This is a genomic window from Pseudomonas sp. GD03875 (genome assembly GCF_029840585.1).
Classification (GTDB): domain Bacteria; phylum Pseudomonadota; class Gammaproteobacteria; order Pseudomonadales; family Pseudomonadaceae; genus Aquipseudomonas; species Aquipseudomonas paralcaligenes.
Map to the genome: position 1 here is coordinate 67,666 of NZ_JAOCCV010000018.1, position 26,602 is coordinate 94,267.

Sequence of the window (26,602 nt, forward strand, 5' to 3'; positions counted from 1 at the left end):
AGCAGGTGGCCCAGACGGGCCTCCTCACGCAAACCCACATGGCCGCTCATGTGCGGTACCACAGGCGGAAGAAGGCAGCGGCCAGCAGCAGCGCCACCTGCCCCAACGCCACACAGAGCTGCAGGAAGGACTGCACGCTGGGGTTGTCGGCGGCGTCCGGCACGCCGGTCAGGGCCTCCCAGAAACCGCCCGGCAGCAGCGCCAGGGCGACGCTGGCGAGCGGCTTGCCACTGAGGTTGAGGCCGTGGATCAGGTCGAACTGGCCGAAGAACATCAGGCCGATGAGGATCATCCCGGCCACCACTAGGCCGAGGGCGAAACAGGCGGAAAACTGCATCATCATGCGGATCATGGCGAACTCCCCGGATCAGGCGGCGGGCGCGGCTGGCCGGGACAGGCCGTACCAGTCGAGCTTGCGGGTCAGCACCATCACCGCGGCAAGCAGGCCGAACACCAGCAGCGAGCCCGTCAACAGCGCGTAGTCCTCGGCGCTGAGTAGGGCGTAGAGCATCCCGTAGAGCGCGGCCAGGGCGGCGGTGAAGCCGGCGCCGCGCAACCAGCTGCGCAGCACGTGGCTGACATAGAAGCCGATCAACGTCACGCAGGCCGATGCGGCCAGGGCGTAGGCGCTGGCGAACGCCATGTGCTCGGCCAGCGACAGCAGCAGCAGGTAGAACATCGCCAGCGACAGGCCCACCAGGCCGTACTGCACCGGGTGCACGGCCAGGCGCTTGAGCACCTCGAAGAGGAAGAAGCCGGCGAAGGTCAGGGCGATGAACAGCAGGGCGTATTTCAGCGCGCGGTCGCTCTTCAGGTACTGGTCCACCGGGTCGACGAAGCTGACGCCGAACTGGCGGCCGAGGAAGGCCTGGCAATCGCCGTCGCTCACGCAGTCGCCCAGGGCCTCCTCCATGTTGGTGGCGAAGAAGCTGGTCTGCCAGCGCGCGCTGAAGCCCTTGGCGGTGATCTCGCGCTCGCTCGGCAGGTACTCGCCGATGAAGCTCGGGTGCGGCCAGTCGGCGCTCAGGTCCACCTGGGTCTCGCGCCCGACCGGGGCGATGGCCAGGCTGCCGGTGCCCTGCAGCAGCAGGTCGAAGGCGAAGTCCAGACGCCCGCCCTGGGACGACTCGGGCAGCGGCGCATGCACACCGGCGCCGAGCAGCGGATCGGCGCTGCCCGGCTGGAACGGCAGCCGGCGCTCGCCCAGCTCCAGCACCAGGTTGTTCTTGATCCCGCGGATATCGCTGATGCCGACGCTGACGAAGGGCTGGCCGAAGCGGTAGTCCGCCAGGTCTTCCGCGATGCCGTAGTGCGCCGGCAGCTCGAAGTGGCCGCTCAGGCGGCCGTTGCTGTGGAACAGGCGCGCCTCGTAGATGCCACGGGCACGCAGCTCGGTACCGATGGTGCCGCCGACAGCCAGGCGCTCCGGCAGGAAATACAGGCGCCCGCTCAGCTCGCGCTCGTCGAGGTAGCGCTCGCCGGTCTTGTCGTGGGTCTTCCACTCGCGGACGGTCTTGCGATAGGGCACCACCAGCAGCGGGCCGGTGATCTTCTGGCTGTGGCTGGAACTGCGCGCGATGTCTTCCAGCACGCCGTCGCGCAGGCTCTGACGCTCCTCGATCATGCCGTCGATCATCAGGATCGGGACCATCAGCAGAACGATCAGCGCGGCGATGGCGCCCAGCTTGATCAGCAGGTTGCGATTCATGGGGAACTCTCCTTGGTTTGGACCGTGGGGAGAGTCTCGGCGGCGACCGTGGCGGTGCCGTGCGGGGAATGTGGAGAGCGTGTGGAGTTTGTGTGGAGGCCGCTCAGAGCCAATAGCCGGAAACAAGAAGGCCGGGCATTTGCCCGGCCTTCCTGCATCTCGTCGAGATCAGACCTTGCTGCGCTCGTAGCGCTTGCGGTCGTTCTCGTTGAGCATTTTCTTGCGCAGACGGATCGACTTCGGCGTCACTTCAACCAGCTCGTCGTCGGCGATGAATTCCAGCGCCTGTTCCAGGGTGAAGCGGATCGGCGGAACCAGGGCGATGACTTCGTCCTTGCCGGAAGCGCGCATGTTGTCGAGCTTCTTGCCCTTGGTGGGGTTGATCACCAGGTCGTTGTCGCGGCTGTTGATGCCGGCCAGCTGGCCTTCGTAGATCTCGTCGCCCGGGCCGAGGAACAGCTTGCCGCGGCTCTGCAGGGTTTCCAGCGAGTAGGTCAGCGCGGTGCCGGTGGCCATGGAGACCAGTACGCCGTTCTGGCGGTTGCTGACTTCGCCGGCCTTGATCGGACCGTAGTGGCTGAAGGTCGAGGTCAGGATGCCGGTACCCGAGGTCAGGGTCAGGAAGTTGTTACGGAAGCCGATCAGGCCGCGCGCCGGGATGGTGTATTCCAGGCGCACGCGGCCCTTGCCGTCGGGGATCATGTTGGTCAGATCGCCTTTGCGCAGGCCCATCTGCTCCATCACCGAGCCCTGGTGCTGCTCTTCGATGTCGATGGTGACGTTCTCGTACGGCTCCTGCTTCTCGCCGTCCTTCTCGATGATCACCACTTCCGGACGGCCCACGGCCATCTCGAAGCCTTCGCGGCGCATGGTCTCGATCAGTACCGAGAGGTGCAGCTCGCCACGGCCGGAGACCTTGAACTTCTCGGCGGACTCGCCGGCCTCGACGCGCAGAGCCACGTTGTGCAGCAGCTCCTTGTCCAGGCGGTCCTTGATGTTGCGGCTGGTGACGAACTTGCCTTCCTTGCCGGCGAACGGCGAGTCGTTGACCTGGAAGGTCATGCTCACGGTCGGCTGGTCGACGGTCAGCGGCGGGCGCGCCTCGACGTTGGCCGGGTCGCACAGGGTGTCGGAGATGAACAGCTCGTCCATGCCCGAGACGCAGACGATGTCGCCGGCTTCGGCGTCGGCCACTTCCACGCGCTGCAGGCCGGAGTGGCCCATGATCTTGAGGATGCGGCCGTTGCGCTTGCTGCCGTCGTCGCTGATGGCGACCACCGGGGTGTTGGCCTTGATCCGGCCACGGGCGATGCGGCCGATGCCGATCACGCCGAGGAAGCTGTTGTAGTCCAGCTGGGAGATCTGCATCTGGAACGGGCCGTCGACGTCGACCTGGGGCGCCGGGACGTGGTCGATGATGGCCTGGAACAGGGCGTCCATGTTGTCGTCCATCTTCTCGTGGTCCATGCCGGCGATGCCGTTCAGGGCACTGGCGTAGACGATCGGGAAGTCGAGCTGCTCGTCGCTGGCGCCGAGGTTGTCGAACAGGTCGAAGATCTGGTCGATGACCCAGTCGGGGCGAGCGCCCGGACGGTCGATCTTGTTGACCACGACGATCGGACGCAGGCCGGCCTTGAACGCCTTCTGGGTCACGAAGCGGGTCTGCGGCATGGGGCCGTCCTGGGCGTCGACCACCAGCAGCACGGAGTCGACCATCGACATCACGCGCTCCACCTCGCCACCGAAGTCGGCGTGGCCGGGGGTGTCGACGATGTTGATGTTGTAGCCGTTCCACTTGATGGCGGTGTTCTTCGCCAGGATGGTGATGCCGCGCTCTTTTTCCTGGTCGTTGGAGTCCATCACGCGCTCGGATTCCGCCTCTTTGCGGTCGAGGGTGCCGGACAGTTTCAGGAGTTTGTCCACCAGGGTGGTCTTGCCATGGTCGACGTGGGCGATGATGGCGATGTTGCGCAGTTTTTCGATCACGATGTCGTCTCGATTAGGGATTCGGTGTCGGCCGCGCACTCTACGCGGCCCGCATGAACGGGGAATTAAGGGCGCTGGTCGGGAGGACGCCGACGGCGCACCTCGGCGAGACGACGCGCCGCTCTAGCGCGGGCGGTAGACGCGCACATTGGCATGTCCCTCGCTGAGCAGGTGGTGGGCGTGCAGGCGGCTCATCACGCCCTTGTCGCAATACAGCAGGTACTGGCGGCTCTCATCCAGTTCCTTGAAGCGGTTGTTCAGCGCGTAGAACGGCAGGGCCTGCACTTCGATACCGGCAAGCACAAGCGGCTCGTCCTCGGCGGCGTCCGGGTGGCGGATGTCGATGACGATCTGCCCGGCCAGGGCCTCGGCCACTTCCTCGACCTGCAGGTCCTGGCCCAGTTCGTCGATCACCTTGTCCACGGTCACGCGCTTCGCGCGCTCCAGGGCGCGCTCGAGGATGGCCATGTCGAAATGGGTTTCTTCGTGCTCGATGCGGCCGGGCTTGGCACGGGTGGTCGGGTTGACCGAGATCACGCCGCAGTACTCGGGCATGTTCTTGGCGTACTCGGCGGTGCCGATGGCGGTGGCGGTGTCGATGATGTCCTGCTTGTGCGCGGCGATCAGCGGACGCAGCACCAGGGTGTCGGTGACCGAGTCGATCACCGAGAGGTTCGGCAGGGTCTGGCTGGAGACCTGGCTGATCGCCTCGCCGGTCACCAGCGCATCGATGTTCAGCTCGGCGGCGATGCAGCTGGCGGCGCGCAGCATCATGCGCTTGAGCACCACGCCCATCTGGCTGTTGTCGACCTTGCCGAGGATTTCGCCGACCACTTCCTCGAACGGCACGCTGATGAACAGCACGCGGTGCGAGCTGCCGAACTTCTGCCACAGGTGGTGGGCCACTTCCATCACACCCAGTTCATGGGCACGGCCACCGAGGTTGAAGAAGCAGAAGTGGGTGAGCAGGCCGCGACGCATCATCTGATAAGCAGCGACGGTGGAGTCGAAGCCACCGCTCATCAGCACCAGGGTCTGCTCGATGGAGCCCAGCGGGTAGCCGCCGAGGCCCTCGTGCTGGGCGTGGACGATCAGCAGGCGGTCGTAGCGCACCTCGAAGCGCGCCTCGACCTCAGGCTTCTTCAGGTCGATGCCGGCGGCTCCGCACTCGCGGCGCAGGCGGCTGCCGACATGAGTGGCGAGTTCCATCGAGGTGAAGTCATGGGTGTTGCCGGCGCGCTTGCAGCGCACGGCGAAGACCTTGCCGGCCAGCTGGGCACCAAAATGGGCCCGGCACTTCTCGAAGGTGTCGTCGAAGTCCACGTAGGGATATTCGTGCACTTCGAGGAAGTGGGCGATGCCCGGCATGCTGCGCAGGCGCTCGAACATCTCCAGCTGGGTCTTGCGCTCGCTCACCTGGCTGACCAGGTCCAGGTTGTCCCACTCCCCTCGCACGTCCAGCGCCGGGTCCAGGTCGCGCAGCACCGTGCGGATGTTCTTCGCCAGCTGGCGGATGAACTGCTTGCGCACCGGCCGGCTCTTGATGGTGATTTCCGCGAAGGGTTTGACGATGAGTTTCATGGGGAAAACGAGCGCAGGAAGGCGGGCCTAAAAACAGGGGCGCGGATTATAGCGGAAATTGCTCAAGCTTTGACCAAAAACAATATTCGCCGCCAAACAGCACCAAAAAGAGGCACAAAGCATTTTAGTGGCACCCATTCGGTGCATAAAACCGCTCAAAAAATCGCCACAGGCCGCGCATCCCCTGACTTTCAGGCCTCCAGCCCATTCCGGGGCACTGGCATGCAATTTGCTCCCTTGTGAGGCAGCCTGGCCTGGCGGACCATCCCGCCCGGCTTTGCCCCGATTCCGGGAGGCCGGCACAGCCGACCCCCATCCACCTGGAGGACACCATGTCGAAGTCGCTTCAACTGATTAAAGAACACGACGTGAAGTGGATTGATCTGCGCTTCACCGACACCAAAGGCAAGCAACAGCACGTGACCATGCCGGCACGCGACGCCGACGACGATTTCTTCGAATTCGGCAAGATGTTCGACGGCTCCTCCATCGCCGGCTGGAAAGGCATCGAAGCCTCCGACATGATCCTGCTGCCAGACGACAGCACCGCCGTGCTGGACCCGTTCACCGAAGAGCCGACCCTGATCCTGGTCTGCGACATCATCGAGCCGAGCACCATGCAGGGCTACGATCGCGACCCGCGCGCCATCGCCCGCCGCGCCGAGGAATACCTGAAGTCCACCGGCATCGGCGACACCGTGTTCGTCGGCCCGGAGCCGGAGTTCTTCATCTTCGACGAAGTGAAGTTCAAGTCCGACATCTCCGGCTCCATGTTCAAGATCTTCTCCGAGCAGGCTTCCTGGAACACCGACGCCGACATCGAGTCCGGTAACAAGGGCCACCGTCCGGGCGTGAAAGGCGGCTACTTCCCGGTTCCGCCGGTCGACCACGACCACGAAATCCGCACCGCCATGTGCAACGCCCTGGAAGAAATGGGCCTGGTCGTGGAAGTCCACCACCACGAAGTGGCTACCGCCGGCCAGAACGAGATCGGTGTGAAGTTCAACACCCTGGTCGCCAAGGCCGACGAAGTGCAGACCCTGAAGTACTGCGTGCACAACGTCGCCGACGCCTACGGCAAGACCGTGACCTTCATGCCGAAGCCGCTGTACGGCGACAACGGCTCGGGCATGCACGTGCACATGTCCATCTCCAAGGATGGCAAGAACACCTTCGCCGGCGAAGGCTATGCCGGCCTGTCCGATACCGCCCTGTACTTCATCGGCGGCATCATCAAGCACGGCAAGGCGCTGAACGGCTTCACCAACCCGTCGACCAACTCCTACAAGCGTCTGGTCCCGGGCTTCGAAGCCCCGGTCATGCTGGCCTACTCGGCCCGCAACCGTTCCGCCTCGATCCGCATCCCGTACGTCAACAGCCCGAAAGCCCGCCGCATCGAGGCGCGCTTCCCGGACCCGGCCGCCAACCCCTACCTGGCCTTCGCCGCCCTGCTGATGGCCGGCCTGGACGGCATCCAGAACAAGATCCACCCAGGCGATGCCGCCGACAAGAACCTGTACGACCTGCCGCCGGAAGAGGCGAAAGAGATCCCGCAGGTCTGCGGCAGCCTGAAAGAGGCCCTGGAAGAGCTGGACAAGGGCCGCGCGTTCCTGACCAAGGGCGGCGTGTTCTCCGACGACTTCATCGATGCCTACATCGAGCTGAAATCGGAAGAGGAAATCAAGGTGCGCACCTTCGTGCATCCGCTGGAATACGACCTGTACTACAGCGTCTGATCCAGCGCCGGCCGCCTCCGCGGTCCGCTTGAAAGAGGCCTCCTTCGGGAGGCCTTTTTTATGGCTGTGTCATCGTTGATCGTCGGTTGTTGCACCCCTTGTGGGAGCGGATTTATCCGCGAATGTCGCGGCCAATTGGAATGCCGCCCAGGCGCCCCACGAAAGCAGGAGTGCGCCACCAACCCGTCACGGGAAGAGGCGCCGCTCGAGAGCGCCCGCTATCGCGCCGATCGGCTAGACTCACCGGCAACACCAGCCACCAAGGACAGCCCATGCGCCATCTCCTCTGGCTCCTGCTCGCCGCCCTCCCGGTGCTGCCCGCCCAGGCCGGCAACACCAATTGCAACGACGTTCACGACCGCGACCTGCGGCGCATCTGCGAGGCCGTGAAGAGCGGCAACAGCCGGGATTGCCGCGATATCGACGACCGCGATACCCGGCGCTATTGCCGCGCACTGCTGGAGGAAACACCGCGGACCACCTGCGACGATATCCACGACCGCGACGCCCGCCGTCACTGCAACGCCGTCAGCAGCGGCAATGCCTACGAATGCGAAGACATCGACAACCGCGACATGCGCCGCCAGTGTCGTGCGCTGGTCAACCATTCGTCTTCGGAGTGCGAGGGCATCGACGACCGCGACATGCGGCGCCTCTGTCGAGCGGCCCTGTCCGACTAGCCGCACGGGCCACGCACGACCGGACCGGACACGGACGCGCCAGGCGCAGATAGTTGCCACGCCGTGCGACGCAGCTCCCGTTAAGCGCCGCTGCGCTTGCCAGCACGAGGCGGCAATGCAACGCTTAGGGCCTGTTCGCGAGCTTTCGAGCCAGAGCCGCTATCGATCTGGGATGGACGGATTCGCGAAGCACATGAATGAGCGGCCCGAGCCCGAGCGACAATGCGTTGCACGCGGCACAGCCGACAATCGAGAAATCGTAGAAAGCTCCTGGAGCCTCTTCCACAGGGATATCGCACATGCGCCTGCTCACCGCCTGCCTGCTCTGCACCCTGGCCCTGCCCGCCGCGGCGCAGATCTACAAGTACACCGACTCCAACGGCAACACCGTCTTCACCAACCAGCCGCCGGAAGGCCAGAGCGCGGAATCCGTCGACCTGCCGCCGACCAACACCGTGGAATCGCAGAAGCCGGTGGCCAGCGAGCCGCCGATGAAGCCCGAGGAATCCCAGCAGAACCAGCAGGCCTACAGCCGCCTCGAAGTGACCGGCGTGCCCACCGAGGAAGCCCTGCGGGCCAACAACGGCAGCTTCATCGTCGGCGTGGCGATAGAGCCCAGGCTGCAACCCGGCCACAGCCTGCGCCTGCTGATGGACGGCCAGCCCTACGGGCAGCCGACCAACGTGCCGCGCCTGCAGGTGACCAACGCGGACCGGGGCGAACATACCCTGGCCGTGGAGGTTCTGGCCGGCAACCAGCCGATCCAGCAGAGCGGCAGCATCACCTTCACCGTGCAGCGCGTGAGCGTGAACAGCCCTGCCCGTGCGAAATAGTCCGCGCATGCGCCAGCTGTTCATCTGCCTGCTGCTCGGCCTGGCCCTGCCCGCCAGCGCCGGGGTCTACACCTACATCGACGCCGACGGCAACCGGGTCTTCACCGACCAGCCGCCCTCCGAGAAGGCCGAGCGCATCGAGCTGGCGCCCAGCAACGGCATGACGGCCCCGCAGACGCCGGTGCAACGCCCGCAGGTCTACGCCGCGCCACGCACCGAGCCGGCCTACGACGTGCTGCGCATCCTGTTTCCCGAGCCCGACGCGACCGTGCGCGATGGCGCCGGCAGCCTGATCGTCACCGCCAGCAGCGAACCCGGGCTGCACGACGGCCATAGCTACCGCCTGCTGCTGGACGGCAAGCCTATGGGCGAGCCTGGGCGCAGCCCTGTGTTCCCCCTGGAGAACATCGACCGGGGCACCCACCAGCTGTCCGTGGAAATCCTCGACGCCAAGGGACGCATCGTCGAGCGCACCCCGGCGCAGCCGTTCCACATGAAGCGCATCACCCTGGCGGACAAGCGCCGGACCAACCCCTGCAAGAAGGACGACTGGGGCGTGCGCCCCGAATGCCCGCTGAAGGACAAGCCCGCCGATCCACCGAAGGACATCCCCTTCGTCCCCTTCATCTGAGCGGCGCGCATACGCACCAAAAAGGTGCGAATGCGCGCACTCATTTCTACACTCTCCCCGTTTTGGTTCATTCCTGATCCGGGCGACTGCGCCGAAACGCACCCTCCATGGCCCTGAGCGGGGGCTCCACGCGCCTTTTCGGAGCCTTGGTTTGCTTTTTGCATTTTCAGGGTTCAACTGCGGAAGCCGCCTATGACCATCAACGACGCCCTGCACCGCCTACTGCTGGACAACCTGACCACCGCGACCATCCTGCTCAATGCCGAGCTGCGCCTGGAGTACATGAATCCGGCCGCCGAGATGCTGCTGGCGGTCAGTGGCCAGCGCAGCCACGGGCAGTTCATCAGCGAACTGTTCACCGAGTCGCCGGAAGCGCTCAGCTCGCTGCGCCAGGCGGTCGACCACGCACATCCCTTCACCAAGCGCGAGGCCATGCTGACCTCGCTGGCCGGCCAGACCATCACCGTCGACTACGCGGTGACGCCCATCCTCAACCGCGGCCAGACCCTGCTGCTGCTGGAAGTGCACCCGCGCGACCGCCTGCTGCGCATCACCAAGGAAGAGGCCCAGCTGTCCAAGCAGGAAACCACCAAGCTGCTGGTGCGCGGCCTGGCGCACGAGATCAAGAATCCGCTCGGCGGCATCCGCGGCGCGGCCCAGCTGCTGTCGCGCGAGCTGCCGGAGGAGAGCCTCAAGGATTACACCAACGTGATCATCGAGGAGGCCGACCGGCTGCGTAACCTGGTCGACCGCATGCTCGGCTCGAACAAGCTGCCGTCGCTGGCCGTCACCAACATCCACGAGGTGTTGGAGCGGGTCGCCAGCCTGATCGAGGCCGAGGCCCAGGGCAGCATCACCCTGGTGCGCGACTACGACCCGAGCATCCCGGACGTGCTGATCGACCGCGAGCAGATGATCCAGGCCGTGCTCAACATCGTGCGCAACGCGCTGCAGGCGCTGTCCAGCCAGAGCGACCTGCGCCTGGGCCGGATCAGCCTGCGCACCCGCACCCTGCGCCAGTTCACCATCGGTCACACCCGCCACCGCCTGGTGGTGAAGGTGGAGATCATCGACAACGGCCCGGGCATCCCACCCGAACTGCAGGAAACCATCTTCTACCCCATGGTCAGCGGCCGCCCCGACGGCACCGGGCTGGGCCTGGCCATCACCCAGAACATCATCAGCCAGCATCAGGGCCTGATCGAATGCGAGAGCCACCCGGGCCATACCGCGTTCGCGATCTTCCTGCCCCTGGACCAAGGAGCCGCACAGTCATGAGCCGCAGTGAAACCGTCTGGATCGTCGACGACGACCGCTCCATCCGCTGGGTCCTGGAAAAGGCCCTGCAACAGGAGGGCATGACCACCCAGAGCTTCGACAGCGCCGATGGCGTGCTCACCCGCCTGTCCCGCCAGCAGCCGGACGTGATCATCTCCGACATCCGCATGCCGGGCGCCAGCGGCCTCGACCTGCTGGCGCGCATCCGCGACATGCACCCGCGCCTGCCGGTGATCATCATGACCGCCCATTCCGACCTGGACAGCGCGGTGGCCTCCTACCAGGGCGGCGCCTTCGAGTACCTGCCCAAGCCGTTCGACGTGGACGAGGCGGTGTCCCTGGTCAAGCGCGCCAACCAGCACGCCCAGGAACAGCAGGGCCTGGAGGCACCGGCCTCGCTGGGCCGCACCCCGGAGATCATCGGCGAGGCGCCGGCGATGCAGGAGGTGTTCCGCGCCATCGGCCGCCTCAGCCATTCCAACATCACCGTGCTGATCAACGGCGAGTCCGGCACCGGCAAGGAGCTGGTCGCCCACGCGCTGCACCGCCACAGCCCGCGCGCGGCGTCGCCCTTCATCGCCCTGAACATGGCGGCGATTCCCAAGGACCTGATGGAGTCCGAGCTGTTCGGCCATGAGAAGGGCGCCTTCACCGGCGCGGCCAACCAGCGCCGCGGTCGCTTCGAGCAGGCCGACGGCGGCACCCTGTTCCTCGACGAGATCGGCGACATGCCGGCCGACACCCAGACCCGCCTGCTGCGCGTGCTGGCCGACGGAGAGTTCTACCGGGTCGGCGGCCACACCCCGGTCAAGGTGGACGTGCGCATCATCGCCGCCACCCACCAGAACCTGGAATCCCTGGTGCAGGCCGGCAAGTTCCGCGAGGACCTGTTCCACCGGCTGAACGTGATCCGCATCCATATCCCGCGCCTGGCCGACCGCCGCGAGGACATCCCGACCCTGGCCCGCCACTTCCTCGCCCGCGCCGCCCAGGAACTGGCCGTCGAGCCCAAGCTGCTCAAGGGCGAGACCGAGGACTACCTCAAGCACCTGCCCTGGGCCGGCAACGTGCGCCAGCTGGAGAACACCTGCCGCTGGATCACCGTGATGGCCTCGGGGCGCGAGGTGCACATCGACGACCTGCCGCCGGAGCTGCTGACCCAGCCCCAGGAAAGCGCGCCGGCCGCCAACTGGGAACAGGCCCTGCGCCAGTGGGCCGACCAGGCCCTGGGCCGCGGCCAGTCCAGCCTGCTGGACAGCGCCGTGCCGGCCTTCGAGCGGATCATGATCGAGACCGCCCTCAAGCACACCGCCGGCCGCCGCCGCGACGCCGCCGTGCTGCTGGGCTGGGGCCGCAACACCCTGACCCGCAAGATCAAGGAACTGGGCATGAAGGTCGACGGCGGCGACGATGACGACGGCGAGGACTGAAGCCCCCCTCTCCCCCTGGGAGAGGGGGTGGGGGTGAGGGTGCCATAGGCAGCTCGGAGCGGCCTGGAAAACCCTCACCCCGCCCCTCTCCCAAAAGGAAGTAGTAGGGTGCGCCGCGCGCACCGCCGCAAAGGCGACGCACCCTGCGTGACCGCGACGCGGGTTTCTCCCGCCCTACCGGCTATCCTCTGAACGAAAGGTCAACAAAATGGTGCCTCGGTGGCGCCATGCGCCGTCTTCTCCGGCAGACCAACCCACTTTCCGGCGGGTAGCCGTTCGCCCATGTCATCGCTGAGCCACACCCTGCGCCATCTCTGGGCGCGCGAGAAATTCACCTACGGCGTGCGGGTGTTCATCGCCCTGGCCGGGGCCATGGCGCTGTGCTGGTACCTGGAGCGCGTCTCCCTCGTCATCCCGCTGTTCCTCGGCTGCATCGCCAGCGCCCTGGCCGAGAGCGACGACCACTGGCGCGGCCGCACCCAGGCGCTGCTGGTGACCCTGGCCTGCTTCGGCGTCACCGCGATCTCGGTGCAGCTGCTGTTCCCCTACCCCTGGCTGTTCGGCGGCGGCCTGGCCCTGGCGGCCTTCGCCATGACCCTGCTCGGCGGCATCGGCGAGCGCTACGCGGCGGTGGCCCAGGCCACCCTGATCCTGGCGATCTACACCGCCATCGGCCTGGAACACAGGGGCGGCGTGGAAGGCAGCTTCTGGCAGGAGCCGCTGCTGCTGATCACCGGCGCCGCCTGGTACGGCGTGCTGGGCATCATCTGGAGCGCGCTGTTCAGCCAGCAGCCGGTGCAGCAGTCGCTGTCGCGGGTGTTCGACGAACTGGGCGCCTACCTGCGCCTGAAGGCCTCGCTGTTCGAGCCGGTCAAGCAGCTGGACGTGGAAGCCCGCCGCCTGGAACTGGCGCGGCAGAACGGCCGGGTGGTGACCGCGCTGAACCTGGCCAAGGAAATCATCCTCAACCGCATGAGCCGCAAGCGCAGCGGGCAGAAGACCAACCGCTACCTCAAGCTGTACTTCATCGCCCAGGACATCCATGAGCGCGCCAGCTCCTCGCACTACCCCTACAACGCCCTGGCCGAGGCGTTCTTCCACAGCGACGTGATGTTCCGCTGCGGCCGCCTGCTGAGCCAGCAGGGCAAGGCCTGCCAGGCCCTGGGCCGGGCCATCCGCCTGCGCCAGCCGTTCGACTACAACGACAACAGCCAGGCCATGGCCGACCTCGACGCCTCCATGACCTACCTGCGCGAGCAGCACAACCCGGCCTGGCGCCGCCTGCTGCGCTCCCTCGGCGCGCTGGCCAGCAACCTCGCCACCCTCGAACGCAAGCTGTCCAGCGCCAGCAACCCGGACGCCCTGGCCGACGAGCAGGACAGCAGCCTGCTCGACCGCTCGCCGCAGACCTTGCGCGACGCCTTCGAGCGCCTGCGCCAGCATGTCACCCCGACCAGCCTGGTGTTCCGCCACGCCCTGCGCCTGTCCATCGCCCTGCTCGCCGGCTACGGCCTGCTGCACTGGATCCACCCACAGCAGGGCTACTGGATCCTGCTGACCACCCTGTTCGTCTGCCGGCCCAGCTACGGTGCCACCCGCCTGCGCCTGGTGCAGCGGGTCAGCGGCACGCTGGTCGGCCTGGTGCTGGGCTGGGCGCTGATCCGCCTGTTCCCCGACCCCATGCTGCAGTCGCTGTTCGCGGTGGCGGCCGGGGTGCTGTTCTTCACCCACCGGGTCGACCGCTACACCCTGGCGACCATCGCCATGACCCTGGTAGTGGTGCTCTGCTTCAACCAGATCAGCGACGCCTACACCCTGCTCTGGCCGCGCCTGGTGGATACCGTGCTGGGCACAGTGATCGCCGGCCTGGCGGTGTTCCTGATCCTGCCGGACTGGCAGGGACGCAAGCTCAACCAGGTGCTGGCCAGCACCCTGAGCAGCAACAGCCGCTACCTGCTGCAGATCATGCAGCAGTACGAGTCCGGCGCCCGCGACGACCTCAGCTATCGCCTGGCCCGGCGCAACGCGCACAACGCCGACGCGGCGCTGTCCACCACCCTGGCCAACATGCTGCTGGAGCCCGGCCACTTCCGGAAGGACGCCGAGACCGGCTTCCGCTTCCTGGTCCTGTCGCACACCCTGCTCAGCTACCTGTCGGCCCTCGGCGCGCACCGCGCCTCCCTGGCCGACGACGCCAGCGACGCCCTGCACGACCGCGCCGTGGCCCACATCAGCCAGAGCCTGGACACCATCGCAGCCGGCCTGCAGACGGGCCAGCCGATCGCCGTCTACGACGAGACCGACCAGACCCTGGCCGAAGAACTGGAACAGCTACCCGAGGAGATGGACGAGGGGCACCGCCTGGTGCAGGTGCAGCTCGGCCTGATCTGCCGCCAGCTGGCGCCGCTGCGCACCCTCGCCGCGCACCTGCAGAAAGGCCGGACGCAGCAGGCCGAAGCCAAGGTGGCCTGAGCGCACCGAATCGCGGGTTTCACCCGCCCTACCCGGCTGACTCCCTCTCCCCTTGGGAGAGGGTTGGGGTGAGGGTGCTATGGGCGACTCGGAGTAGCCTGGGAATCCCTCACCCCCAGCCCCTCTCCCAGAGGGAGAGGGGAGCGCCGCGCACTTTCCGCTAGAATGCGCGGCTCCACGACTCACCGAGGCTCCACCGTGTCCTTCTTCCCGGTCATCATCATCGGCGCCGGCGCCGCCGGCCTGATGTGCGCGGCCCAAGCCGCCGCGCGCGGACGCCAGGTCCTGCTGCTGGACCACGCCAACAAGCCGGGCAAGAAGATCCTCATGTCCGGTGGCGGGCGCTGCAACTTCACCAACATGTACTGCGAGCCGGCCAACTTCCTGTCGCAGAACCCGCACTTCTGCAAGTCGGCGCTGGCCCGCTACACCCAGTGGGACTTCGTCGAGCTGGTGGTGCGCCACGACGTGCCCTACCACGAGAAGAAGCTCGGCCAGCTGTTCTGCGACCGCAAGGCCAGCGACATCCTCAACCTGCTGCTGACCGAGTGCGACGAGCATGGGGTCGATCTGCGCCTGGAGACCTCGGTCGAGACCGTCACCAGGACCGAAGCCGGCTACGCCCTGCGCACCAGCGCCGGCGAGTTCGCCTGCCAGTCGCTGGTGATCGCCACCGGCGGCCTGTCCATTCCCACCCTCGGCGCCACCGGCTTCGGCTACCAGGTGGCCAGGCAGTTCGGCCACAACCTGCTGCCCACCCGTGCCGGCCTGGTGCCCTTCACCATCACCGAGCCACAGCTCAAGACGCTGTGCGGCGAGCTGTCCGGCACTTCGGTGGAGGACTGCGTGGTGAGCTGCAACGGGCAGAGCTTCAAGGAGAACATCCTGTTCACCCACCGCGGCCTGAGCGGGCCGGCGATCCTGCAGATTTCCTCCTACTGGCAGCCGGGCGACGCCATCGAGATCGACCTGCTGCCGCACATCGACCTGCCCGAGTGGCTGGCAGAGCAGCAGCGCGAGCGCCCCAACAGCGAGCTGAAGACCCTGCTCGCCGAGCTGTTCACCAAGAAGATGGCCGGCCTGCTGGCCGAGCAGTGGTTCGTCAGCAAGCCGCTCAGGCAGTACACCCCGGCGGAGCTGGAAGCGGTGGCGCACAAGCTGTCCGCCTGGACCTTGGTGCCTGCCGGCACCGAGGGCTACCGCACCGCCGAGGTGACCCTGGGCGGCATCGATACCCGCGAGGTGTCGTCGAAGACCATGGAGTCGCAGAAGTCGCCGGGCCTGTACTTCATCGGCGAGGTGCTGGACGTGACCGGCCACCTGGGCGGCTTCAACTTCCAGTGGGCCTGGGCCTCAGCCCATGCGGCCGCGCAGTACGTCTGATCGGCCACGACGCGGGTTTCACCCGCCCCACGGCCGTAGGGTGCGCCGTGCGCACCTGGGTGTGTGAGGAGTCCATCGGTGCGCACAGCGCACCCTACCTGCATCGCTGGGCACCAACTCCGCGTAGGGCGGGTGAAACCCGCGAAGGTGGTGACGCGGGTTTCACCCGCCCTACGATCTCCGTACACGGCGCCGTAGGAGCGAGCTCTGCTCGCGAACGGACGGCGGCAAAAGCTTCGCGAGCAAAGCTCGCTCCTACGTATTGCGATGCGGCAACAGGGGCGAGGAATCCGTCGGTGCGCACGGCGCACCCTACCCGCCACGCACGTCATCCGTGGGCGTCACCCGACCTGCCGGGGCAACAGTTCGATGAAGCGCCGCATCAGTTCGTGCATGTCGCCGGGCCAGCGGCCGGATACGTAGTTGCCGTCGCGCACCACCCAGGCCGGGCGGCTGTCCGTGGGCGTGTCGCGGTGCAGGCCGCTGGTCTTGCGCCAGAAGTCGGGGGCGCCCTGCGGTACGTCGAGGAAGTCGTCCGGGCTGGCCAGCGCCCGCCCCACCTCGCCCTGCACGCTCATGTAGCCGGCGGGCTCGCCCGGCGCCTCGGCATAGGTGCGATAGTAGTCGCCGTCCCACCAGCGGCCGTAGAAGCGGGTCAGGTCCCAGGCGGTCTTCTCCATCTTCCAGGTCAGCCCGGTGGTCTTGCGCCCGTGCAGCACCGAGCGCCCGTCTGCACTCCGGCTGCGCGCGGCCAGCAGCACGCCGTGGCAGACCGCCGCCACCGGCTTGTCGGCGGCGAAAAACGCGGCGACGAATCGTTGCAGCGCCTCGCTCTCCAGGTATTCGCGCATGCCCCGCGCCCAGTGCCCGCCGGGCAGTACCAGGCCGGCGAAGTCCTCCACCCGCAGGCGCTCGTGGCGCAGCGGCTGCCGGTAGTCGGGGTCGCCCAGCATCTCGGCGCAGGCCTCGCGGGCGCCGCGCCGGGCGCGCAGCAGCAGGCCGAGCAGCTTGAGCCGGCACAGGCCCGGCAGCCGGCCCCAGGGGTCCAGGCCCTCGCCGCTGACCATCTGCGGGTCCGGCTCGGCCGGCTGGCCGTCCGGGGTGGCGAAGCACACCCGGTAGCCCGCCCGGCGCAACTGGCGCCAGGCCAGGGCGGCCTCGCTGGGATCGTAGTCGCAGCGCGGCAAGGGAATCAGGACGCAGGGTGCGGGCATGGCGTGGCTCTCGAAGGGGCGGTGGCCACAGACCATAGCAGCCCGGCACCGCCGACGGCAGGCCGCAGGCGCCAGGTGTAGCGACGAAATAACCACCATCTGTATCGAGCCGGCGGCCCGCCGCCATGCCACCATGGCGATCCCCTCGCCCGCCCACCCGATACCGATCCCCATGGCGCTCACCTGGCACACCAAGCATCACTCCGAACTGGACAAGCACGAGCTGTACGCCCTGCTCGAACTGCGCACCCACGTCTTCGTCGTCGAGCAGAACTGCCCCTACCAGGAAGTGGATGGCCAGGACCTGCTCGGCGACACCTGCCACCTCCTGGCCTGGCAGGGCGACCGCCTGGTGGCCTACCTGCGCCTGCTCGACCCGGCGCGCCACGACGGCGAGGTGGTGATCGGCCGCGTGGTGATCGCACCCGAGGCGCGGGGCACCGGCCTCGGCCACGAACTGATGGAGCGCGCCCTGCAGGCCTGCACCGAACGCTGGCCGGCGCTGCCGGTGTACCTCTCGGCCCAGGCCCACCTGCAGGGCTACTACGGCCGCTACGGCTTCGTTCCGGTAACCGAGGAATACCTGGAAGACGACATTCCCCACATCGGCATGCGCCGCGCCTGAGCGGACGCGCCGCGCGGTAACGATTCGAGGTTGCGCTCATGTGGATGGGGACGCTGTTCGCCCTGATCGCCGGGATGATGTGGGGGCTGGTGTTCGTCGGGCCGCTGCTGCTGCCGGAATACTCTGCCGCCCTGCTGTCCGCCGGGCGCTACCTGGCCTTCGGCCTGATCGCCCTGCCCCTGGCCTGGTTCGACCGGGCGCGCCTGCGCCAGCTCGGCCGCGCCGACTGGCTGGAGGCGCTGAAGCTCTCGGCGGTGGGCAACCTGCTCTACTACCTGTGCCTGGCCAGCGCCATCCAGCGCGCCGGCGGGCCGCTACCGACCATGATCATCGGCACCCTGCCGGTGGTCATCGCCATCGCCGCCAACCTGCGCAACGCCCGGCGCGACGGCCGCCTGCCCTGGGCCAGGCTGCTGCCCTCGCTGGGGCTGATCGCGGCCGGCATCGGCTGCGTCAACCAGGCCGAGCTGCACGCACTGGAGGCCGCCGGCGAGCCGGACTGGGGGCGCTACGCCAGCGGCGCGCTGCTGGCGATGGTCGCCGTGGCCTGCTGGACCTGGTACCCGCTGCGCAACGCCGACTGGCTGCGCGACCACCCCGGCCGCAGCCCGCGCACCTGGGCCACCGCCCAGGGCCTGGTGACCCTGCCCATGGCGCTGCTCGGCTACGCCCTGCTGTGGCTGGGCATGGCGCTCACCGGCAGCGACTTCGCCATGCCCCTGGGGCCGCGCCCGGAACACTTCGTCGCCCTGATGGTGACCATCGCCCTGCTCTCCTCCTGGGTCGGCACCCTGTGCTGGAACGAGGCCAGCCAGCGCCTGCCCACCTCGATCGCCGGCCAGCTGATCGTGTTCGAGACCCTGGCGGCGCTCGGCTACGCCTTCCTCCTGCGCGGCCAGTGGCCGGCGCCGCTGACCCTGGCCGGCATCGCCCTGCTCATCGTCGGTGTGCTCTGGGCGGTGCGGGTCAGGCCGGTGCGCGACTGAGGCGCGCCGCGCAATCTCCACACGGCCTCCGCACGGGCTCCATACAGGCGCGCCAGACTGCCCCCATCCGAACGAGGGAGGTGGGTCATGCTGTTCATGCTGGGTGTGCTGCTGGTGATGCTGTTCGGGCTGACCGTGCTGGTGCGCGCTCTGCTGCTGTTCCCCCTGCGCGGCGTGCGCCAGGGCTGGGCGCCGGCGCTGCGCCGCTACGCCCTGAGCCTGCTGCTGTGCGCCACCGTGGGGCTGTGGCAGCTGGGCGAGCTGTACGGCTTCCGCTGGCAGCACATGGGCCGGGCCGACCGCGCCCGGATGGTCGACGCCGCCGTAGCCTTCGCCTATCCCGGGGTCTACGCCGACCTGGGCGAGCTGCGCCGCGACTACTCCCGCTTCACCCCGGAAGTCGAGTACGTGCGCTACCAGGGCGACATGGTCGACCTGCTGTTCGGTGGCACCGACTACCGGGTCCGTCTGCCCGACCTGTTCGTCGAGCTGGACATCCACGGCCAGCCCCTGGGCCAGTTCGCCCTGGACGAGGAACAGGGCGCGGTGGCGCCGGACCGCCCCGAGCTGGGACTGATCGGCGAGGTGTTCGACGAACGGCCGATCAGCATGGGCGAAGGCTTCCAGCTGCGCTGGGCGCAGCCGGAGCGGGGCGAGACGGAAATCCACGGCCACTGCTTCAGCGCCTACAGCGAGAAAGCACGCCGGCAGACACTGGAGCTGACCGGAAGCGGGGCGGCACCGCTGCTGCTGGAGCGCCTGCCGGGCTTCTACCACGTCCAGGTGCAACTGGTGCCGGAGAGCCAATACCACTACAGCCAGGCCCAGTGGCAACGCATCACCCGGGCGGAGTTCATCCGCCTGCGCAAGGACTGCCGCGCCTCGACCCAGGCGATCCGACCGTGAGGTCCGCCCGCCCTCCTGCTAACCTGCGCTTCCCACCCCAACCGATCAGCCAGCATGGACAAGCCACTCCTGCAACAACAGGTCTGCCAGCGCCTCGAAGCCGACCTGGCGCTGCTGCTCGCCGCCGCCGAGGTGGCGCGCCAGGCCGCTACCCACGAAGAGAGCAAGGCGGAGAACAAGTACGACACCCGCGGCCTGGAGGCCTCCTACCTGGCGGCCGGCCAGGCGCGCCGGGCGGAGGAGATCCGCCGTGCCCTGGGCGCCTGGCGCACGCTGCAGATGCGCCCCTACGACGACGAACAGGGCATCCAGCTCGGCGCGCTGATCTGCCTGGCCGACGCCGATGGCCGCCAGCAGTGGCTGCTGCTCGGCCCGGACGGCGCCGGCCTGAAGCTGGAGCACGAAAGGCTGGAGATCATGCTGATCACCGTGCAGGCGCCGCTCGGCCAGCAGTTGCTGGGCAAGGGGCCGGGCGACGAGGTACAGGCCGGCCCCGCGCCGCGCCAGGTGGTGCAGGTGCTCTGATCCGGCTCAGGCCGCCGCGGGCGGCGCCTCGTCCAGCAGGTAGGCGTCGAAGCCCAGCTGGTTGAGCAGGTGCACCGCCAGCTCGCTGCGGATGCCGCCCTCCGGGGTGACCACGTAGCAGGTCGCGCGATCCAGAGCGTCGGCGTGGGTGCGCAGGTTGGCGACCGGCAGGTTGAGGCTGTCCGGCAGGTGCCCGGCCCGGTACTCCAGCGCCAGACGCACGTCGAGCAGCAGGTACTGGCGGCCGCCCCGCGCCAGTCGCTCCAGCTCGCCGCCGCCGATGTGCGGGATCAGGGTCGGACGCACCAGCTCGACGAACGCCTCGCGGTGCAGGCGGGCCAACTCGCCGTCCTCCAGCATGATCACGCTGGCCGAGCGCACCGCGCCGCTGACCAGCGCCTCCTCGCCGAAGAAATCGCCGCTCTCCAGCACCTGGGCCGGCTGTTCGCGATAGGCGGCCGGCAGGCTGACCCGCGCCCGGCCGCGCTTGATCACGTAGAAGTGCTCCCCAGGCTCGCCGTAGGTCACCACGCAGTCGCCGGCGCGCGCCGGCAGATGCTCGAAGCGCGCCAGCAGCGCATGCAGGTGCGAGGGCGGCAGGCGGCCGAACAGCGGCGTGCCGAGCAGCCGCGCCAGCCAGTCGTCTTCCTCGGCCGTCTCCTCGACCATGCCGTCGCCCAGGCTGCTGACCTGGTAGGCCGCATCCTGGCTCCAGGCCAGCAGCCGCTCCAGCAACTGGTGCTCCACCGCGAACAGGCTCACGTCGGTGATCGCCCTGACGCTGTTCGGGTTGTTCTGGCCGGGGTTGAGCGGCATGTGCGCCTGGGGCGAGCCGCCCTCGATGGTCTGTCGGGCGGGGCCGGAATCCACCGCCACCTTGCCTTCCAGCAGGTAGTACTGGGCCAGGGAATGCGCGCCCTTCTGCAGCAGCGGCGTGCCGGCCGGCCGCTGCAGGTAGGTGAGGCTGGCGTGCAGCTGCTGGCGATAATGCGGACTGAGGAAGTCCATCGGGCTGAAACTGGCCAGTTGCTCGGGTGTAAGCGGAACGCTGCTCATGGCAAGGCCCTCCTGCATACCGTGCGAATCACTATGCGCCGCCTTTGCCGAACCGGCCACGCCGTTGGTCGCGTGGCGGAAAGCGCTTCCGAATCAGTGCCTTATGCACAAATCCTGGGGACTTCCCTGTGGATAACCCCTGCTGGCGCCACGCCAGCCCCCGAGGCACGCGGGCCGCGCCGGGCTGTTCGATTCCTGCGCAGCGCTCAGGCGGACAGTTCCCGCCAGGTCAGGTACAGGCGCAGGTCGAATTCCAGTTGGTGGTAGTCGGGCAGCATGTACTGGCAGAGTTTGTAGAAGGCCTTGTTGTGCTCGGCCTCCTTCAGGTGCGCCAGTTCGTGGACGACGATCATGTTGAGGAACTCCGGCGCCGCGTCGCGGAACAGCGCGGCCACGCGGATTTCCTTCTTCGCCTTGAGCTTGCCGCCCTGCACCCGGGAGATGGCGGTGTGCAGGCCGAGCGCGCGGTGGGTCAGGTCGAGCCGGCTGTCGTACAGCACCTTGTCGATGGCCGGCGCGTTGCGCAGGTATTCCTGCTTGAGTTCGAGGGTGTAGCCGTACAGCGCCTTGTCGCTCTGCACCTGGTGGCGGCCGGGGTAGCGCTTGGCCAGGTAGTCGCCGAGGCGGTCCTCGGCGACCATCTGCGTCACCTGCTGCTGCAGGTGGGGCGGGTAGCCCTGGAGATATTTGAAGGGAGTGCTCATGGCGCCAGTCTAACCGCCGACGGGGGCGCGATGGCACCCGTCGGCGGCTGGCGGTCAGCGCACCCTGAAGCGGTTGACCAGTTCCACCAGGCGGCGATTGGAGGCCAGCAGCGCGTCGGTGCTCTTGTCCGCCTGCTGGCCGCTGGTGACCAGGTCGTCGACCATGTGGCGGATGGCGACCATGTTCTGGTTGATCTCCTCGGTCACCGCGCTCTGTTCCTCGGCGGCGGTGGCGATCTGCGCACTGAGGTCGTGGATGCGGCTGACCGACGAGGCCATGTCGTCGAGGCCGACGTTGACCCGCGAGGTGCGGTCCGCCGTGGCCTGGCAGCTGGCCTTGGTCTGCTCCATCGCCTGTACGGCGGAACTCACGCCCTGCTGCAGCTTGGCGAGCATCTCGTTGATCTCCGAAGTGCTCTGCTGGGTACGCCCGGCCAGCGCGCGCACCTCGTCGGCCACCACGGCGAAGCCGCGACCCTGCTCGCCGGCCCGCGCCGCCTCGATGGCCGCGTTGAGCGCCAGCAGGTTGGTCTGCCCGGCGATCTCGCCGATCACGCCGAGCACGTCGTTGATGCGCTGGGCGTCCTGCTGCATGGCTAGCACCCGCGCGGTGGCGCTCTCCACCTCGTCGACCAGCGCCAGCACGCTGGTCGAGGCCTCGGCCACCACCTGCTTGGACTGCTCGGCGTTGTCGTTGGCGTCGCGGGTGAAGCTGGCCGTCTCGGTGGCGCTCTGCGCCACGGTGTCGGCGGTCGAGCTCATCTCGGTGATGGCGGTCACCGCCTGGTCGGTCTCGTTGGCATGGCGGGCCAGCACCTCGTTGGTGTGGCGCGACTGCTGCTGCAGCTGGGCCAGCTCCTCGGCGATCTGCGCCGAAGCCTGGGTGACGTCGGCGATCATGTTCTGCAGATAGGCGATGAAGCGGTTGACCGACTCGCCCACCGCATCCATCTCGTCCGCGCCCTTGAGCGCGATGCGCCGGGTCAGGTCGGCGTCGCCGGCCGACAGCGAGTCGATGTTGCCGCGCAGCACATTCAGGCGCTGCATCAGTTGGTGGATCGAGAACAGCATGATGGCCAGCAGCAGGATGACCAGCGGCACCTGGATGTACGCCAGCGTGCTCAGCACGTCGGAGCTGTTCTCGGTCAGCAGGCGGGTCGGCAGCGCCGCCGCCAGCAGCCAGGGCGTACCCTCGATGGGCTGCAGGTAGAAGGTCCAGTCCTCGCCATCGGCGTTGTCGAACTCCTGCTTGTACAGGGCGTCGCGGCCGATCTTGCCGAGGCCGTCGCGGACCTGGCCGACAAAGTCGGACTGGCGGGCCAGCTCGGAGACGTTCTTCAGCACGATTTCGCCACCGATCCGCGCCTGGTTGCTGAGGATCTTGCCGTCCGGCTCGACGATCATCACCTCGCCCTGGATTTCCTTCTCCTTCTCGGCCACCAGGCCATTGAAGAAGCCCAGGGTCACGTCGATGGTGGACACGCCGAACGGCGCGCCGTCCTTGACGATGGCCATGGCGCAGTTGGTGCGCGGCTGGGCGCTGGCGTCATCCTTGTAGGCGGCTGCCCAGGCGCACTTGCCGGGCGGCGCCTGCATCCCGGCACGGTGCCAGGGCTGCTCGTAGTAGCGCAGCGACTCGTCGGAGTTCCAGTAGGTGTTGACGATCATCCGGCCGCTGGCGTCGCGGTGGAAGAAGGTGCTGTGCTTGTCGCGCTCGGAGCGCTTTTGCGGCAGGGGCCAGATGCCGCCGCCGAAGACCTTCGGGTCGCCGTACTGGTCGACCAGGCCGGGTACCACGACGTCGATGGTGTCGCTGTCGAGCAGCGGCACCGTCTGGGTGATGCTGCGCGACTGCGCCTCGACCTTGGCCAGCTCGAACAGGATGGTCTCGGAGATTCCGTTGAGCTGGTTCAGGACCAGCTGCTCCTCGGAGGCCTTGAGCTTGGGCGTGACGAAATGGCGGATGCCTTCCTCGGTGAGTAGGAACACCACCGCGATGAAGACGACGAAGATGAGGGTGTAGCGGGCCTGGATTGTTTTTATTGAGCCCATGGTCGCTCCTGCTTTGCTGCCGCTGCTCCCGCCCACACAGGTGCGGGAAAGGCCCGGGATGAGCCTTTTGCCAGCATATCCGGGATATCGGCTGGCGGGCACCGGACTTGATCACGAAACGCCAGGCGTTTGCCGAACCCCGACGAACGCCTGTTGACGACGGGCTCACAGAATGACGGCGTCACGCTGGCGCTCCGGCCTGGCACGACGCATCGTCTGCCCCTCCACACCGATAAGGACATTGGCCCGTGAGGCTGCCCGCCGCCACGCCCCTGCCCTGCTACCACGCCGCCGCCCGCCTCTTGGCAGCGGGCGCGCACGCCTGCCAGGAGAACGATAGAAGATGAAACCCGCCTCCCTGCTGGCCCTGGGCCTCTGCACGCTGCTGAGCGGATGCGAGGCATTCATGGTCATTCCGATGGCCGCCGGATGCATCCTGCGCCCCGGCCTCGACCTGTATCCGTCCCGGCTGCCGCCCGCGGTCGTTGGGCAGCCCTACCAGATCCAGGTCGGGGTCGAAAAGCTGTCTCTGCTCAGTGGCCTGCGGGCTGGCACCGAGGACCAACCGCTTCCTGAAGGGCTGGAGTTCGTCTACGTCGACAGGGAGGCCCATGGCGTCATCCAGGGCGAGCCCACCCGGTCCGGCACCTACGAGATACACGTAGAGGCAAGCGGCATGGGCACCCAGTGCTCCGGCCAGCAGGTGGAGCAGACCTATACCCTGCAGGTGTTGGAAAGGGCCGAGGCCAGCCGCTAGTCCGCCGCGCAGGCCGTCGCGCCGTCCAGCGAACAGGGCTCGCCCGCCAGGTAGCTGCGGTAGACCCGCAGCAGTTCCTCGGCGCCGTAGCGGCAGCGGGCTACCCAGCACTCGGCGCTGAAGTCGAAGCGGCTGTCGGCGGGCTCCGCCAGGCGAATGCGGATCGCCGGCCAGTCGTTCGGCACGGCGTCAGGCGGGGTGAACAGCAGGCGTTCCCGGCGCTGCACCAGGTGGCCGCCGGCGGCGGCGTAGTCGAAGACGAACAGCAGGGTGCGCGAGACCTTGGTGGTGCAGTCGGCGCGCTCGCCGCAGCGTTGCACATCCGCCACTACCAGCGCGGGTGCGACAGGCGCTGCAGGGTCTTCCCTGGTCTGCCCGGCACAGCCGGCGAGCACCAGCGTGACGGCGCAGAGCGCGCCACGAACGATTGGCGGCATTTTCACCTCCCCCAAACAGGCGAAAGCCCCGCAGAGCGGGGCTTTCGGTACGACGCGACGGCCTAGTTGACCTTGGCGGTCAGCTCGCCGCTGGCGTAGCGCTGGAACATGCCTTCCAGGGAGATCGGCTTGATCTTCGAGGCATTGCCGGCGGTGCCGAAGGCTTCGTAGCGGGCGATGCAGATGTCACGCATGGCGACGATGGTCTTGGCGAAGAACTTGCGCGGGTCGAACTCGCTCGGCTGCTCGGCCATCATGCGGCGGATCGCGCCGGTGGAGGCCAGGCGCAGGTCGGTGTCGATATTGACCTTGCGCACGCCGTGCTTGATGCCCTCGACGATCTCTTCGACCGGCACGCCGTAGGTTTCCTTGATGTCGCCACCGAACTCGTTGATCACCTTCAGCCACTCCTGCGGTACCGAGGAGGAGCCGTGCATCACCAGGTGGGTGTTGGGGATGCGCTTGTGGATTTCCTTGATCCGCTCGATCGACAGCACGTCGCCGGTCGGCGGCTTGGTGAACTTGTAGGCGCCGTGGCTGGTGCCGATGGCGATGGCCAGGGCATCGACCTGGGTGCGCTTGACGAAGTCGGCGGCCTCTTCCGGGTCGGTCAGCAGCTGGCTGTGGTCCAGCACGCCCTCGGCGCCGACGCCGTCTTCCTCGCCGGCCATGCCGGTTTCCAGGCTGCCCAGGCAGCCCAGCTCGCCTTCCACGGACACGCCGCAGGCATGGGCGAAGGCCACGGTCTGCTGGGTCACGCGGACATTGTAGTCGTAGTCGGCCGGGGTCTTGCCGTCTTCCTTCAGCGAGCCGTCCATCATCACCGAGCTGAAGCCCAGCTGGATCGAGCGCTGGCACACGTCCGGGCTGGTGCCGTGGTCCTGGTGCATGCACACCGGGATGTGCGGGAATTCTTCGATGGCGGCCAGGATCAGGTGGCGCAGGAAGGGCGCGCCGGCGTATTTGCGGGCACCGGCGGAAGCCTGGACGATCACCGGGGAGTCGGTCTTGTCGGCCGCTTCCATGATCGCGCGCATCTGCTCGAGGTTGTTGACGTTGAAGGCCGGCACGCCGTAGCCGAATTCGGCGGCGTGGTCGAGCATCTGGCGCATGCTGATAAGTGCCATCTGTGAAGCTCCCAAATGAGGGTCGTTAGGTGTGCAAGCCTGCCGCAGGGGCAGGCCTTGTTCAAGTTTCCGGGGAGGAAACCTCCCCGCCCCGCGCGCCGTCGCGCGCGGGATTCGCATCCGGCGGGGCCTGGCGCCCGCCGCACTGCCGGCCCGGACAACCTGCCGGACCTCCGTTTACCGCAATTACCGTACCTTGCAGCCGCGACCGATCAGGTCATCGTCCGCCACCCGGTACACCAGGCCTTCCTCGCCCTTGCTGTGGAAGGCCAGGACGCCGTCGCTGTAGAGCGCGCCGGAGCCCGAGGGTTCGCGCTGCAGGCGGTGGACGATATCGTCGCCGCCCAGGCGCAGGTCGACCGCATCCTCGCCCACCGCTCGCCACAGCACCTCGGCCTGGCTGTCGCAGACCCAGCGGGTCCAGTGCTCGGCAGGCGCCGGCTGGCCGGCACAGGCCGACAGCAGCACGACGGCCGGCAGGATAGAAGCTCTCAT

24 protein-coding genes are annotated in these 26,602 nt (G+C 67.7%); 13 read left to right on the top strand and 11 right to left on the bottom strand.

Features of this window, described 5'->3' with window-relative positions:
• Positions 1-46: 46 nt before the first annotated feature.
• The 4 genes from N5D30_RS16500 to thiI form a co-directional block, all read right to left on the bottom strand.
• Complete coding sequence (locus N5D30_RS16500; protein ID WP_279909834.1) at positions 47-349, bottom strand: hypothetical protein; 303 nt, start codon at positions 347-349, stop codon at positions 47-49.
• An 18-nt stretch (positions 350-367) separates the two neighbouring features.
• Positions 368-1,708, bottom strand: coding sequence for a cell envelope integrity protein CreD (gene creD, locus N5D30_RS16505; protein WP_279909810.1), 1,341 nt, complete (start codon positions 1,706-1,708; stop codon positions 368-370).
• A 168-nt stretch (positions 1,709-1,876) separates the two neighbouring features.
• Complete coding sequence (typA, locus tag N5D30_RS16510; RefSeq protein WP_220813768.1) at positions 1,877-3,694, bottom strand: translational GTPase TypA; 1,818 nt, start codon at positions 3,692-3,694, stop codon at positions 1,877-1,879.
• A 123-nt stretch (positions 3,695-3,817) separates the two neighbouring features.
• Complete coding sequence (gene thiI, locus N5D30_RS16515) at positions 3,818-5,275, bottom strand: tRNA uracil 4-sulfurtransferase ThiI (protein ID WP_279909811.1); 1,458 nt, start codon at positions 5,273-5,275, stop codon at positions 3,818-3,820.
• Positions 5,276-5,607: 332 nt separating this feature from the next.
• Between thiI and glnA the strand changes: the two genes are divergently transcribed.
• From glnA to N5D30_RS16555, 8 genes are all read left to right on the top strand, one after another.
• Entirely contained in the window at positions 5,608-7,011 is a 1,404-nt protein-coding gene (gene glnA, locus N5D30_RS16520) for a glutamate--ammonia ligase (protein ID WP_220813766.1), read from the top strand.
• A gap of 272 nt (positions 7,012-7,283) precedes the next feature.
• Entirely contained in the window at positions 7,284-7,691 is a 408-nt protein-coding gene (locus tag N5D30_RS16525) for a hypothetical protein (RefSeq protein WP_220813765.1), read from the top strand.
• Positions 7,692-7,990: 299 nt separating this feature from the next.
• Positions 7,991-8,524: a DUF4124 domain-containing protein gene (locus N5D30_RS16530; protein WP_279909812.1), complete on the top strand. Its 534-nt coding sequence runs from the start codon at positions 7,991-7,993 to the stop codon at positions 8,522-8,524.
• 7 nt (positions 8,525-8,531) lie between these two features.
• Positions 8,532-9,155: a DUF4124 domain-containing protein gene (locus N5D30_RS16535; protein WP_279909813.1), complete on the top strand. Its 624-nt coding sequence runs from the start codon at positions 8,532-8,534 to the stop codon at positions 9,153-9,155.
• A 192-nt stretch (positions 9,156-9,347) separates the two neighbouring features.
• The gene (gene glnL / locus N5D30_RS16540; RefSeq protein WP_220813762.1) at positions 9,348-10,433 is read left to right on the top strand and encodes a nitrogen regulation protein NR(II); all 1,086 of its coding nucleotides are present in this window, start codon (positions 9,348-9,350) and stop codon (positions 10,431-10,433) included.
• Positions 10,430-11,863: a nitrogen regulation protein NR(I) gene (ntrC, locus tag N5D30_RS16545; protein WP_220813761.1), complete on the top strand. Its 1,434-nt coding sequence runs from the start codon at positions 10,430-10,432 to the stop codon at positions 11,861-11,863. Before glnL ends, ntrC begins: the two co-directional genes overlap by 4 nt.
• Before the next feature lie 282 nt (positions 11,864-12,145).
• Entirely contained in the window at positions 12,146-14,335 is a 2,190-nt protein-coding gene (yccS, locus tag N5D30_RS16550) for a YccS family putative transporter (protein ID WP_279909814.1), read from the top strand.
• Between the two features lie 198 nt (positions 14,336-14,533).
• On the top strand, positions 14,534-15,718 hold the full coding sequence (locus tag N5D30_RS16555) for an NAD(P)/FAD-dependent oxidoreductase (protein ID WP_279909815.1): 1,185 nt from the start codon (positions 14,534-14,536) through the stop codon (positions 15,716-15,718).
• A 341-nt stretch (positions 15,719-16,059) separates the two neighbouring features.
• On the opposite strand, the gene N5D30_RS16560 is transcribed toward N5D30_RS16555, so the two are convergent.
• Positions 16,060-16,932: a type 1 glutamine amidotransferase domain-containing protein gene (locus N5D30_RS16560; protein ID WP_279909817.1), complete on the bottom strand. Its 873-nt coding sequence runs from the start codon at positions 16,930-16,932 to the stop codon at positions 16,060-16,062.
• Positions 16,933-17,104: 172 nt separating this feature from the next.
• Between N5D30_RS16560 and N5D30_RS16565 the strand changes: the two genes are divergently transcribed.
• The 4 genes from N5D30_RS16565 to N5D30_RS16580 all read left to right on the top strand — a co-directional run bounded on the left by N5D30_RS16565 (position 17,105) and on the right by N5D30_RS16580 (position 19,974).
• Positions 17,105-17,557: a GNAT family N-acetyltransferase gene (locus N5D30_RS16565; RefSeq protein WP_279909818.1), complete on the top strand. Its 453-nt coding sequence runs from the start codon at positions 17,105-17,107 to the stop codon at positions 17,555-17,557.
• 38 nt (positions 17,558-17,595) lie between these two features.
• The gene (locus N5D30_RS16570; protein ID WP_220813756.1) at positions 17,596-18,543 is read left to right on the top strand and encodes a DMT family transporter; all 948 of its coding nucleotides are present in this window, start codon (positions 17,596-17,598) and stop codon (positions 18,541-18,543) included.
• Positions 18,544-18,630: 87 nt separating this feature from the next.
• Positions 18,631-19,449, top strand: a complete 819-nt coding sequence (locus tag N5D30_RS16575) for a hypothetical protein (protein ID WP_279909819.1) — start codon at positions 18,631-18,633, stop codon at positions 19,447-19,449.
• A 54-nt stretch (positions 19,450-19,503) separates the two neighbouring features.
• Positions 19,504-19,974 (top strand): transcription elongation factor GreAB, encoded by a 471-nt coding sequence (locus tag N5D30_RS16580; RefSeq protein ID WP_279909820.1) that lies wholly within the window; start codon positions 19,504-19,506, stop codon positions 19,972-19,974.
• 6 nt (positions 19,975-19,980) lie between these two features.
• Here the strand turns inward: N5D30_RS16580 and N5D30_RS16585 are convergent, their stop codons facing one another.
• The 3 genes from N5D30_RS16585 to N5D30_RS16595 form a co-directional block, all read right to left on the bottom strand.
• Complete coding sequence (locus tag N5D30_RS16585; RefSeq protein WP_279909821.1) at positions 19,981-21,030, bottom strand: cyclic nucleotide-binding domain-containing protein; 1,050 nt, start codon at positions 21,028-21,030, stop codon at positions 19,981-19,983.
• A gap of 206 nt (positions 21,031-21,236) precedes the next feature.
• A complete protein-coding gene (locus tag N5D30_RS16590; protein WP_220813752.1) occupies positions 21,237-21,734 on the bottom strand; it encodes a M48 family metallopeptidase in 498 nt (165 codons plus the stop codon).
• Between the two features lie 54 nt (positions 21,735-21,788).
• Complete coding sequence (locus N5D30_RS16595; protein ID WP_220813751.1) at positions 21,789-23,786, bottom strand: methyl-accepting chemotaxis protein; 1,998 nt, start codon at positions 23,784-23,786, stop codon at positions 21,789-21,791.
• Positions 23,787-24,129: 343 nt separating this feature from the next.
• On the opposite strand from N5D30_RS16595, the gene N5D30_RS16600 reads away from it, so the two are divergent.
• Positions 24,130-24,543 (top strand): hypothetical protein, encoded by a 414-nt coding sequence (locus N5D30_RS16600; RefSeq protein ID WP_279909822.1) that lies wholly within the window; start codon positions 24,130-24,132, stop codon positions 24,541-24,543.
• Here the strand turns inward: N5D30_RS16600 and N5D30_RS16605 are convergent.
• From N5D30_RS16605 to N5D30_RS16615, 3 genes are all read right to left on the bottom strand, one after another.
• A complete protein-coding gene (locus N5D30_RS16605) occupies positions 24,540-24,980 on the bottom strand; it encodes a hypothetical protein (RefSeq protein ID WP_279909823.1) in 441 nt (146 codons plus the stop codon). The two genes, N5D30_RS16600 and N5D30_RS16605, sit on opposite strands and share 4 nt — an antisense overlap.
• A gap of 62 nt (positions 24,981-25,042) precedes the next feature.
• The gene (fba, locus tag N5D30_RS16610; RefSeq protein ID WP_279904603.1) at positions 25,043-26,107 is read right to left on the bottom strand and encodes a class II fructose-bisphosphate aldolase; all 1,065 of its coding nucleotides are present in this window, start codon (positions 26,105-26,107) and stop codon (positions 25,043-25,045) included.
• A gap of 186 nt (positions 26,108-26,293) precedes the next feature.
• Positions 26,294-26,602, bottom strand: a complete 309-nt coding sequence (locus N5D30_RS16615; RefSeq protein ID WP_279909824.1) for an MliC family protein — start codon at positions 26,600-26,602, stop codon at positions 26,294-26,296.

Bases quoted from the DNA above. Each gene is read 5' to 3' on its own strand.
- N5D30_RS16595 (WP_220813751.1), bottom strand. From the start codon at position 23,786: ATGGGCTCAATAAAAACAATCCAGGCCCGCTACACCCTCATCTTCGTC.
- glnA (WP_220813766.1), top strand. From the start codon at position 5,608: ATGTCGAAGTCGCTTCAACTGATTAAAGAACACGACGTGAAGTGGATT.
- N5D30_RS16615 (WP_279909824.1), bottom strand. From the start codon at position 26,602: ATGAGAGCTTCTATCCTGCCGGCCGTCGTGCTGCTGTCGGCCTGTGCC.
- N5D30_RS16560 (WP_279909817.1), bottom strand. From the start codon at position 16,932: ATGCCCGCACCCTGCGTCCTGATTCCCTTGCCGCGCTGCGACTACGAT.
- N5D30_RS16570 (WP_220813756.1), top strand. From the start codon at position 17,596: ATGTGGATGGGGACGCTGTTCGCCCTGATCGCCGGGATGATGTGGGGG.
- N5D30_RS16535 (WP_279909813.1), top strand. From the start codon at position 8,532: ATGCGCCAGCTGTTCATCTGCCTGCTGCTCGGCCTGGCCCTGCCCGCC.
- N5D30_RS16600 (WP_279909822.1), top strand. From the start codon at position 24,130: ATGAAACCCGCCTCCCTGCTGGCCCTGGGCCTCTGCACGCTGCTGAGC.
- thiI (WP_279909811.1), bottom strand. From the start codon at position 5,275: ATGAAACTCATCGTCAAACCCTTCGCGGAAATCACCATCAAGAGCCGG.
- N5D30_RS16605 (WP_279909823.1), bottom strand. From the start codon at position 24,980: ATGCCGCCAATCGTTCGTGGCGCGCTCTGCGCCGTCACGCTGGTGCTC.
- glnL (WP_220813762.1), top strand. From the start codon at position 9,348: ATGACCATCAACGACGCCCTGCACCGCCTACTGCTGGACAACCTGACC.
- fba (WP_279904603.1), bottom strand. From the start codon at position 26,107: ATGGCACTTATCAGCATGCGCCAGATGCTCGACCACGCCGCCGAATTC.
- yccS (WP_279909814.1), top strand. From the start codon at position 12,146: ATGTCATCGCTGAGCCACACCCTGCGCCATCTCTGGGCGCGCGAGAAA.
- N5D30_RS16580 (WP_279909820.1), top strand. From the start codon at position 19,504: ATGGACAAGCCACTCCTGCAACAACAGGTCTGCCAGCGCCTCGAAGCC.
- N5D30_RS16590 (WP_220813752.1), bottom strand. From the start codon at position 21,734: ATGAGCACTCCCTTCAAATATCTCCAGGGCTACCCGCCCCACCTGCAG.
- N5D30_RS16565 (WP_279909818.1), top strand. From the start codon at position 17,105: ATGGCGCTCACCTGGCACACCAAGCATCACTCCGAACTGGACAAGCAC.
- N5D30_RS16575 (WP_279909819.1), top strand. From the start codon at position 18,631: ATGCTGTTCATGCTGGGTGTGCTGCTGGTGATGCTGTTCGGGCTGACC.
- N5D30_RS16530 (WP_279909812.1), top strand. From the start codon at position 7,991: ATGCGCCTGCTCACCGCCTGCCTGCTCTGCACCCTGGCCCTGCCCGCC.
- N5D30_RS16585 (WP_279909821.1), bottom strand. From the start codon at position 21,030: ATGAGCAGCGTTCCGCTTACACCCGAGCAACTGGCCAGTTTCAGCCCG.
- N5D30_RS16525 (WP_220813765.1), top strand. From the start codon at position 7,284: ATGCGCCATCTCCTCTGGCTCCTGCTCGCCGCCCTCCCGGTGCTGCCC.
- creD (WP_279909810.1), bottom strand. From the start codon at position 1,708: ATGAATCGCAACCTGCTGATCAAGCTGGGCGCCATCGCCGCGCTGATC.
- ntrC (WP_220813761.1), top strand. From the start codon at position 10,430: ATGAGCCGCAGTGAAACCGTCTGGATCGTCGACGACGACCGCTCCATC.